Below are 10,348 nucleotides of genomic sequence, written 5' to 3' on the forward strand. Positions count from 1 at the left end.
CTGTCCGGCACGCTTAGGCGAGCAACTGTGCCCAATTGATCGAGCTGTTTTCGGCCAAGGTAAAACCTTTGCCGTTCAGGGCCAGGTTGGCGTTGTAAGCCGAATCCTGCGCGAAGGCATCACTCCATTTCTCACGGAGTGCCGCCAGTGCTTCAGGGGCCTCTGGCAACGCGCCGGTATGCAGCACTTGCACCGAGGGTGTCCACACCGTGAGGAAACCGTTCTGACCGGCTTTGAGACACAGGTCGACATCGCTGAAACCGTCAGCAAACGTCACTTCGTCCAGGCCGCCAAGCGCGTTGAACAGCTCTTTGCCCACCATCAGGCAAACCTTCGACACAGCCGAGTAATTCTGCTCGACGGCCAAACGCTGCATGTAACCTTCAGCCGCGTGTTTTTCGCCGATGAACGCCGATCCCACGCCCTCGTTCAAGCCAAGAATCAAACCGGCCTGGGAAATCTTGCCGTCGCGATCGACCAGTTTGGCACCGACGATGCCGACTTCCGGACGCTGGGCCTGGTTGAGCAACGAGTCGATCCAGTTCGGGTTAACCACCTCGCTGTCAGTGGCCAGCAGCACCAGGTACTCACCCTGCGCCTGCTCGCTGGCGGCGTTGTACAACGCCACCTCACCAAGCGGCTGATCGGCACGCAAGACATTGACTCGAGGATTGCGCAACTGACCCAGCCAATCGTTGACCGCCGCCGACTGATTCGGGTTGGCCGCCACCAGCAATTCATATCGGCTGTAGCGGGTTCTGAGCAGCACGCCCTCCACGCAACGGCGCAACGCTGGCAGGTCATCACTGGCCGGCACAATGATCGACACCATTGGCAGTTCGGTATGACGATAATCGACCTGCCAGGTACCTGGCAGTGCCGAAGTGACCTTGGCCTTGTAGCCGCGATTGCCCAAGTGACGCAGCAACGCCAGGCGCTCATGGGCATTCTCTTCCCGTGCAGCGGCCTGGGTGATCAGCAGCGGCTCGTCGAGGTGTGCCAGGCCGCCGAGACCGCCCTGCTCAATCAGGCGCAACAACAGGTCAAACTCCAGCGCCTTGCTGAAATCGGCCTGATAGCCGCCCACTTCAAGGAAAACGTCTCGTCGAATCAGCCAGTGGCGCGCCATCAGCGATGGAACGCTTTGCAGCAAATCGAGGTTGAAACCTGGGCGGAACACGTCCACCAGCGCACCGTCTTCAGTACGCTGGATTTCATCGGTGGCCACCGCGCGAAGACCGCTGGCCGACATCAATTCCAGACCAGCGCGCAACAGGCCACCGGCGGTGAATTCATCGCCCACGTTGGCCAGCAGCAACCAGTCGCATGGCGACTGCGCGGCGCTCTGGTTGAGTTTGTCGACGAGATTGCCCGGCGTGACCCGGACGAAGTGCAAGGTATTCTGCGCGGTGGTGGCAGTCTGCGGTTCGCCCGTGGTGAACACCACGATCTTGAAAGCTTTGCTGTGCCCTTCGACGAGGCTGTCGAGGGTGACTTGCAGCTTGTCGACGTCGTTGTCCAGATCCACCAGGAAAATGCCGAATTGTGGTCCGCCATTGTTCGCCGCCAGATGCGCGGCAACCAACCCGACCTGTTCGGTGTCCGGCTTGCGGGCTGCCATCCAGTCGAGCAAACGGCCTGAGCGCATCTTGTTGAAAACCGGGTAGTGCTCGACGTTCGATACAGCGTCAAGACGTGCCGCCCATGCAGCCATTTCCTGCGCTTGATCTTCCTCGTCGAGCACTGGCAGTTGCTCGGCCAGACGCTTGACCACACGACGGTTGAACATATTGCAGTCATGGGCCTGCCACAAACGGTCGAGGACACTTTCCGCGGTATCGTTATTACGCGACTGCAGCAGGTACTCTTGCCGAGTCCAGATGCCTTCGAGCTTTTCCAGTTGGATACGACCGGCCGGCATCGCGTGCAGCAGAAACTCGAACTGGGTCAGCAAGTCGAAAAAGCGCTGGTTGTAGAACGGCATCTCGACATATTGCCGTGGCCCGAACTTGCGCTCCGGCGCCTTGGTCAGGGGGTTCCAGGTCGACTCGAAAATCGGCTCGGCCGTCAACGCCCGTCCGGTGACGAGACTGTCGGTCATGGCCGCGAAGCTTTCCAGGGCAAACGCCTTGCGCTGCGCCTGGTCGAGATCGGTGATACCCGTCGGCAGCGACGCGAGGAATTCGGCGAAGGCTTCCCGTTCGGCCACCGACTTGGCATCGGTGTATGACAGCGCGTGATACACCTCGGTGTTGTGGTCGGAGAACCCGGCGTTGATCTCGCGCACGACATACGGAATCGGCAGGATGCGCGCCTTGGCGTTCGCCAGCAGGTAATAGGTGTGGCCGATCTCCTGCCATTCGAAACTGGTGCCCGCCGGCAATGCCGCGTACCAGTCCTGAATGATCGAGGTACGGCATACGCCGTAGAACGGCGGCACGTACTGGTGCATGAAATCGAGGACACGATCCTCGGCGCGCTCTGAGGCGTAGTCTTCGCAGATTTTCTTGTCGCGGCGGTAGTAGGTGACGCTGCCTGCCAGCGCCAGGTACATCAGGCAGTAGCCGTGGCACAAACCATAATCGCGGTTCGCTTCCAGAAAGTTGACCGATTCAGCCAGCGACTCGTGGAGGATGAAGTCGTCATCGGCGGCAAACACCATGTAAGGCGTGGTCAGTTGCGCAACGCCATAGGTCAGTTTGGCCTGCATGCCCCAGTAGGCGAATTGCGGCAGATGCTGATAGTCGACCGCCGAAAAATCACCTTCCGGGCGCTCGGGAGAAGAGTCCAGTACCAGGACTTTGCAAGGCAGGGTGCTGTAGTACTTCAGCGCTCGGCGCAAAAAAGCCGGACGGTTATGGGTAATCAACACCACCGTCAGCAACTCGCTCAGTGGCAGCGCGTGTTCAGAACCGTAATTGCCTTGCATAACTTCTCCCACAACCGGCGAAACCGCCCGATAAATACTTTGATGATGGTGTTGATTGACTTAACGAACCCGGCGCAGATAGCCGTCCGACGCGACGGTGATCAGCAGCTTGTCTTGCATCGCTTGATCGATTTCGAAATCACGGTTCTCTTTCAGGTAGGCCCAGACCGCGGTTTTCGGGTTGTCACCCGGACCCCACGGACGATCCGGGAAGGCATCGGCCGGCATGTCTTCGACCACCGTGTCCATGACCACGCAATAGCTGTCGACCGACACCAGTGGTGCGTAGAGACGCAACTCTTCGAGGACATGCTCGTGGGTGTGGTTGGAGTCGAGTACCACGATGACTTTCTTGCCGGCCGCCGCCTGACGTACCTGCTCGACCACCGCCGGATCGAGGCTCGAGCCTTCGATCATGCTGATGCGCTTGATCATCGGATGACTTTCGATGGCCTCGCGGTTGTGCGCACGGATATCGCGATCAATGCCCAGCACTTCGCCGTGACCCTGCAGCTCCAGCAGCGAGGCGTAGTAGATGATCGAACCGCCATGGGCGATACCGCATTCGATCACCAGATCCGGTTTGATCCGCCAGATCAGTTCCTGCATGGCCATCATGTCTTGCGGCAACTGGATGATCGGACGGCCCATCCACGAGAAGTGGTAGGTGTATTTGTGCCTGGCCGACTGGTTGTAGAACTCCTGGGCCAGCGCCTTCAAGTCCTTGTCCTGGCCTTGGGCAGTCACTTCAGCCTGGCACTCCGCCTCGAAGGCTTTGATTAGGTTATCGCTCATTGTCCGGTCTCACTGAAAAGTCATTTGATAGTCACGCCTGGAGGTGCATCAGTTGATGCGCTGCGCCTCGAGCAACTGTTGTAATCGGTCGACCACGGCCCAGAATGCCAAGGGCTCGTGCGTCGGATAGGGGTAATGCCCCAGATTCAAATCGATCGAAGCGCCGCGCTCGCGCAGGCGTTGCTCGACCAGTGTTCTGACCGCAACCGGCTGACCGCTGGCGCAATTGATCGCGCCGTCGAAGTCGTGTTGTTGCAAGATCGCGGCGAGGTACCCGGCAGCGTCTTCAATCGGCAGAAAATCCCGCAGTTGCTCACCGGCCGACATGTTGAACGACGGCTCACCGACATCGATCGCCCGATCCAGTGCGGCCAGCAAACTATTGGGGTTCTGCCCTTCGCCATGCAGATAGAACAGGCGCGCCCACTGCAAGGTGAACGGCTGTTGCTGCTGCAGGTTTTGCAAAAACAGGTGCAGCGTGTGCTTGGCCAGACCGTAAGGGTTGCTCGGCTGTGGCTCAGTGCTTTCGCTGAGCGGGCCGCTTTGCATGCCGTATTCGAAACAGGTGCCGGTCACCAGCACCTGCTGCACGCCCGCCTCGACCGTGCTTTTGATAAAGCGGTAATCGGCCATCAGGTTGTGTTCGAAATGGAACAGCGCCCGATAGTTCGGCAGGCCCGGCCAGGCCAGATGCGCCAGTGCATCGATACCCGCGGTCAACGCAGCGACATCGAGATCGGCGGCGTGAATATCCGCACTCACAAACTCGACGTCGTTGATCCACGGCATGCCTTGCGCCGTTTCTGCGTTGCGCGCCACGGCGCGGATTTCACAACCACGCGCCAGCAATGCCGCCACCAGATGGCGGCCGACAAAACCGGTAGCGCCGGTAACGAGAACCTTCACAGCACTTTCAACTCAGGCACGGCGATCACAAAGCGGCCGTCCCACTGACGCACTTGCGCCAGTTGCTGACTGACTTCGTGCAGCAGGTTCCACGGCAGCACCAACACGTAATCCGGCTTTTCGAGATCGATTTGCGCCGGCGCAACGATCGGAATCCGACTGCCCGGCAAAAACTTGCCCTGCTTGTGCGGGTTCGCATCGGCGACCCAGGCCAGCAGGTCGGGTTTGACCCCGGCGTAATTGAGCAAGGTGTTGCCCTTGGCCGCCGCGCCATAGCCAACGACTCGCTTGCCGTCAGCCTTGGCCTGCAGCAGAAAGCGCAGCAGTTCATGCTTGATGCGTTCAGCGGCGGGCGCGAGGGTGGCGTAGTACTCGGCGGTTTTTACTCCGGCATCCTGCTCGGCTTGCAACTGTTGCTGCACCGCTGGCTGCACCGCGCGGCGCTCGCCGTCCTTGCGCTGGACGAACACCCGCAGCGACCCGCCGTGGGTGGTCAGTTGGCTGACGTCGAAGACTTCCAGACCATTGCGCTCGCACAGGGTCTGCACGGCAGTCAGCGACAGGTACGAATAGTGTTCGTGGTACAGCGTGTCGAACTGTGCGCCGGCCATCAGTGTCAGCAGTTGCGGGAATTCGAACGTAGCCACGCCGGTCGGCTTGAGCAGCATCGCGAAGCCACCGAGGAAATCATTGATGTCCGGCACATGCGCGAGCACGTTGTTGGCCGCCATCAGGTCAGCGCCCCAGCCGTCGCTTTTCAATTGCGCAGCCGTGTCGCGACCGAAGAACAGCTCACGAATCTCCAGGCCTTTTTCGCGTGCCGCTTGTGCAGTGCTGCGCGTCGGCTCGACACCCAGGCAAGGGATGCCACGACCGGCCACGTACTGCAGCAGATAACCATCGTTGGCAGCGACTTCAACCACACGGCTGTCGGCAGTCAGACCAAAGCGCTCAACCATCTCGGCGACATAGCGCTCGGCATGGGCCAGCCAGGTGCTGGAGAACGAACTGAAGTAGGCGTACTCGGCGTCGAACAGGCTGTCGGCGCTGGTGTAATCCTCGGTCTGTACCAGCCAGCATTGCTGGCACACGGCGACCTTCAGCGGCACCCACTGCTCAGCCTGTTCAAGACGATCGGCGTGCACATAGGCGTTGGACGGTGGCGAGGTGCCAAGGTCGATCAGCGGCAGGCTCAGCGGTGCGGCGCACCCACGGCAGTTCATAGACGCACTCCAGCAAAGTGTTGATCGAGCGCGGGATGGCTGGAATCACGCGCTGACAAATTATTGACAGGCAACGGCCAGGCAATCGCCAGCCGTGGATCGTTCACCGACAGCCCGCCCTCGTGCTCCGGCGCGTAATCGGCGCTGTGCAGGTAGAGTAATTCGGCGTCTTCGGTGAGCGTCTGGAAACCGTGGGCGAAGCCGGCCGGGATCAACAGACTGCGACCGTCGTCGGCCTTGAGGTGCTCGGCGTGCCAGTGCAGAAAGGTCTCGGAGTCGGGACGCAGATCCACCGCCACGTCCCACACTTCACCGCGCAGGCAGGTGATCAGTTTGGCTTCCGGGGCGTTGGCATTCTGATAATGCAATCCGCGCACGCTGCCCTTCTCGCGGGTGCAGGAATGGTTGATCTGGCGAATATGGAATTCACTGCCGAACGCACTCAGGCTGCCTTCGCAGAACAGCCGGGCGAAGTGCCCGCGCTGATCTTCGAAGCGCTTGTGCTGGACGCTGAACAACCCGGCCAGCGGCAACGCCTTCAGGGAAAACTCGCTCACAGCGCGCCTCGGTACAGATTCAATTGGCCGAGGGTGACGGTGCGCATGTCATCGCCGTGCTGCCAGGCCAGATGCCAGTCGAGGGTCTGGGTCAGGCACTGCTGCAACGTCCAGCGCGGCTGCCAGCCAAGGACCTGACGTGCACGGCTGCTGTCCAGGCGCAGCAGGCCGGCCTCGTGCAGTTCGCTTTTTTCGATGCGCAGACCACGCGCCTGCGGCCAGCGGCTGGCAAGCAGTTCGACCACTTCGCCAACGCTGCACATGTCCGCTTCACCCGGGCCGAAGTTCCACGCCCCGGCGTATTCCGCGCCTTGCTCGTAGAGGCCGGCGGCCAGTTGCAGGTAACCGGCCAGCGGCTCCAGCGCGTGTTGCCACGGGCGCACGGCTTGCGGGTAGCGCAAGGTCACCGGCTCATCTGCCGTCCACGCTTTGAGCACGTCGGGAATCAGCCGCTCAGGGGCAAAATCACCGCCGCCCAAGACGTTGCCGGCACGCGCCGTGGCCAGGGCCAGACCGTGTTCGGCGTACTTGTCGGCCGGAAAAAACGACGCGGCATAAGATTGTGCGAGCAGTTCACAGCAAGCCTTGCTGCTGCTGTAAGGATCGTGACCACCGAGGGCTTCGTCTTCGCGGTACGGCCACAGCCATTCCTTGTTGGCGTAGACCTTGTCGGTGGTCACCAGCACGCAGGCGCGCACGCAACCGACCTGACGAATCGCTTCAAGCAGGTTCAGGGTGCCCATGACGTTGCTGGAGTAAGTCCCCAACGGATCGCGATAGCCTTCGCGCACCAGCGGCTGAGCGGCCAGGTGCAGAACAATCTCCGGCTCGGTGTCGGCAATGATTTCCAGCAAGGCGCCAAGATCACGCAGATCACCGCGCTGATCGTTGATGCCTTCGTGCACGCGCGCCAGTTCGAACAGGCTCGGTTCAGTCGATGGATCCAGGGAGAAGCCACTGACCTGCGCGCCGAGGCTTTGCAGCCACAGGGTCAGCCAGCTGCCTTTGAAACCGGTGTGTCCGGTGACGAGGACGCGTTTGCCGCGCCAGAAATCCGCACTCAGGCCCATTGCTTCCATGGGGCCTCCCCGCTCTGCCACAGCGCTTCGAGGTGGTTCTTGTCGCGCAGGGTGTCCATTGGCTGCCAGAAACCGTCGTGTTCAAAGGCTTTGAGCTGCTCATCCTGAGCCAGACGGGCCAAAGGCTCGGCTTCCCAAGTGGTTTCATCGCCCGCGATGTACGGCAGCACTTTCGGCGACAGCACAAAAAAGCCGCCATTGATCCAGCCACCATCACCACGGGGTTTTTCGGTGAAGCCAAGGACTTGATCACCCTGCCGCTCCAGCGCCCCGTAACGACCCGGTGGTTGCACAGCGGTGACGGTCGCAAGTCGACCATGGGCCTTGTGGTAATCGACCAACTGGCGAATGTTCAGATCGGACACGCCATCGCCATAGGTAAAGCAGAACGCCTCTTCATCCTGGAGGTAACGGCCGGCACGCAGCAGCCGGCCACCGGTCATGGTTTCCTCGCCGGTGTCGATCAGGGTGACGCTCCACGGTTCGCTGTAATTCTGGTGCACGTCCATGCGGTTTTCGCGCATGTTGAAGGTGACGTCAGAGGTGTGCAGGAAGTAGTTGGCGAAGAAGTCCTTGATCGCATAGCCCTTGTAGCCGAGGCAGATCACGAAGTCGTGAATTCCGTGAGCGGAATACTGCTTCATGATGTGCCAGAGAATTGGCTTGCCACCGATCTCGATCATCGGCTTGGGCTTGAGGTGCGACTCTTCACTGATGCGCGTGCCGAGGCCACCCGCCAAAATAACTGCCTTCATCGTCTCCCCTCTTGTTCGTCACCGGGCTGCGCGCAGCTTTCTTGAGCTATGCGGGCCATCTGGCTCAACCGTTTGCCGGTCCGGGCGCCGGTGGGATGACCGCTAGCGCTCGTTTTATGGCGATTTGAGGGGGACTTGCAGGAAACGCGCCAGCTCGCAGAGCCAATCAGCGGACACGAAAAAGGGGCTGATCCGGTTCATGCAAACCGGGTCAACCCCTCTTCGAACGTCAAACGAACGCCTTCACGTTTCTTGCCTGCGCGAAGGTGCCTGATTCAACGATCAGCCGAACATGTTGAACGCATCATTGCTGGTGGGCAGGCCGATGTACTGGCCGTCAGCCGTCTTGATAACGTCCATAGTGGCGGAACCGGCGAACCAGTCCTTCAGACGTACGCCTTCCTCGGGAGTCTGACCTTCAAAAACACTGTACTGGTGCACGAAAAGGTCGTTGCCAACGCGATCGAACAGCAGTTGCTGAGCGTTGATGTTGGCCAGGACCAACGTGTCGCCTTGACTGACGCCATCATCCTGAATAGTCACCAATCTCCCGCTGGTGACGGTGTAGGTGTCATCACCTTCGCCGCCAAACGCCGAGCCGGCGTTCTGCAGAATCAGCTTGTCAGCGCCGGCGCCGCCGAACAGCGAGAAACCGGTACCGGTACCGGTCAGCACATCGTTACCCTCGCCACCGTCGGCCATGCCGTGCACCACGGTAATCGTGTCATTGCCGGCTTCACCAAAGGCCTGGGTGCCCCGGTCATCCGGCGCGCCAACGATTATGTCGTCGCCATTGCCGCCATACAGCAGGTCAGCCTGCGGCCCACCCGCTGCGACATTCACGGCGAACGGCCCGAGCTGGGTGTACAGGCTGCCATAGATGACATCGTTGCCATCCCCGCCATAGATGACGTCATTACCCAGACCACCCTCCAGACCATTGGCGGCAGCGTTGCCGCTCAGCGTGTCATTGAAGCTTGTTCCGATCAGGCTCTCGACATTGATGAATACGTCACCTTCGGCATCGCCACCCTGACTGACGCCGGACTGCAGATTGATAGTCACGGCGGTGGCGTTGTTGGCGTACCAGACCGTGTCGATGCCTTCCCGGCCGTCGAACACGTCGGCACCCGCACCGCCAACAAAGTTGTCGTTGGCAATCGAACCCAGGAACGTGTCGGCGAACTGGCTACCCTGGAAAATCTCGATCCCGGCGAAGGTGTCCCCCGCGGCATCACCAGCGTTGGCGTTGGTCTTCAGGTCGATGGTCACTGCGCTGTCCGAAGACTCATAGCTGACCATATCGATACCGGTCCCGCCATTGAGTGCCAGTGCAGCGGAACTGCCGACAAAGATGTCGTTGAACCTGGAACCCGTGATCGCCTCAATGCTGTTGTAGGTGTCGCCCATCGCGATGCCGCTGCTGACGCCGGTTTTCAGGTTGATGCTGACGCCCACGGTGCTGTCGTCATAGGACACAGTGTCCATGCCCGCACCGCCGAAGAACTGGTCGGCACCACCACCGCCGAACAGCACATCGTTACCGATACCACCGGTGATGATGTTGTCGCCAGCATTGCCATAACCGGTAAACGCGACCGTCCCGGTGTAGGTCATGCGCTCGACGTTGGCCGCCATGGTGTGAGTATTCCAACTGACGCGAATCTCGTCGTTACCACCACCGTCCTGTTCGATGATCGTTACACCACCACCGTTGACGAAGTAGACATCATCACCGGCACCGCCTTCGAAAGTCGCGTAGCTGATGGCCGCTGCAGTGAAAGTGTCGTTGAATGCCGAACCGACAACTTTATCGATGTTGGTCAGGGTATCGCCCTGCGCATCGCCACCGCTGCCCGCCACACTGGTACCCGGACGAATCTCGACGTTGACTGCTTCGGCAGAAGCCGAGTAGTCGACCGTGTCGAAACCAGTGGCACCATCAAATGCAAACACCCGGCTGTCAGCAAAAATGATGTCATTGAAGTTCGACCCGCGAATGGCTTCGATGCTGTTGTAGGTATCGCCCGCACCGATCCCAGAGTTAACGCCGGTTTTCAGGTTGATGTTCATACCCACAGCGCTGTCGGTGTAGGCCACGGTA

At 60.3% G+C, this 10,348-nt stretch carries 7 protein-coding genes and 1 pseudogene; all 8 read right to left on the minus strand.

Annotation, left to right across the window (positions count from 1 at the left end):
• Positions 1 to 13 precede the first annotated feature (13 nt).
• Positions 14 to 2,929, minus strand: coding sequence for a glycosyltransferase family 2 protein (locus ACM6IV_RS04020; protein WP_414868817.1), 2,916 nt, complete (start codon positions 2,927 to 2,929; stop codon positions 14 to 16).
• A gap of 60 nt (positions 2,930 to 2,989) precedes the next feature.
• Positions 2,990 to 3,724, minus strand: coding sequence for a cephalosporin hydroxylase family protein (locus ACM6IV_RS04025; RefSeq protein WP_414868818.1), 735 nt, complete (start codon positions 3,722 to 3,724; stop codon positions 2,990 to 2,992).
• 48 nt (positions 3,725 to 3,772) lie between these two features.
• Positions 3,773 to 4,630, minus strand: coding sequence for an NAD-dependent epimerase/dehydratase family protein (locus tag ACM6IV_RS04030; protein ID WP_414868819.1), 858 nt, complete (start codon positions 4,628 to 4,630; stop codon positions 3,773 to 3,775).
• Positions 4,627 to 5,853, minus strand: a complete 1,227-nt coding sequence (locus ACM6IV_RS04035; protein ID WP_414868820.1) for a methyltransferase domain-containing protein — start codon at positions 5,851 to 5,853, stop codon at positions 4,627 to 4,629. Before ACM6IV_RS04035 ends, ACM6IV_RS04030 begins: the two co-directional genes overlap by 4 nt.
• Positions 5,850 to 6,410, minus strand: coding sequence for a dTDP-4-dehydrorhamnose 3,5-epimerase (gene rfbC / locus ACM6IV_RS04040; protein ID WP_414868821.1), 561 nt, complete (start codon positions 6,408 to 6,410; stop codon positions 5,850 to 5,852). The genes ACM6IV_RS04035 and rfbC overlap by 4 nt, the downstream gene beginning before the upstream one ends.
• The gene (gene rfbG, locus ACM6IV_RS04045) at positions 6,407 to 7,489 is read right to left on the minus strand and encodes a CDP-glucose 4,6-dehydratase (RefSeq protein WP_414868822.1); all 1,083 of its coding nucleotides are present in this window, start codon (positions 7,487 to 7,489) and stop codon (positions 6,407 to 6,409) included. Before rfbG ends, rfbC begins: the two co-directional genes overlap by 4 nt.
• On the minus strand, positions 7,471 to 8,244 hold the full coding sequence (gene rfbF, locus ACM6IV_RS04050; RefSeq protein ID WP_414868823.1) for a glucose-1-phosphate cytidylyltransferase: 774 nt from the start codon (positions 8,242 to 8,244) through the stop codon (positions 7,471 to 7,473). Before rfbF ends, rfbG begins: the two co-directional genes overlap by 19 nt.
• A gap of 282 nt (positions 8,245 to 8,526) precedes the next feature.
• Positions 8,527 to 10,348: pseudogene (locus tag ACM6IV_RS04055) on the minus strand (calcium-binding protein); the annotation flags it as partial.

The organism is Pseudomonas sp. IT-347P, from assembly GCF_949768005.1.
Lineage (GTDB): Bacteria > Pseudomonadota > Gammaproteobacteria > Pseudomonadales > Pseudomonadaceae > Aquipseudomonas.

Bases quoted from the DNA above. Each gene is read 5' to 3' on its own strand.
- ACM6IV_RS04020 (WP_414868817.1), bottom strand. From the start codon at position 2,929: ATGCAAGGCAATTACGGTTCTGAACACGCGCTGCCACTGAGCGAGTTG.
- ACM6IV_RS04025 (WP_414868818.1), bottom strand. From the start codon at position 3,724: ATGAGCGATAACCTAATCAAAGCCTTCGAGGCGGAGTGCCAGGCTGAA.
- ACM6IV_RS04035 (WP_414868820.1), bottom strand. From the start codon at position 5,853: ATGAACTGCCGTGGGTGCGCCGCACCGCTGAGCCTGCCGCTGATCGAC.
- rfbG (WP_414868822.1), bottom strand. From the start codon at position 7,489: ATGGAAGCAATGGGCCTGAGTGCGGATTTCTGGCGCGGCAAACGCGTC.
- rfbF (WP_414868823.1), bottom strand. From the start codon at position 8,244: ATGAAGGCAGTTATTTTGGCGGGTGGCCTCGGCACGCGCATCAGTGAA.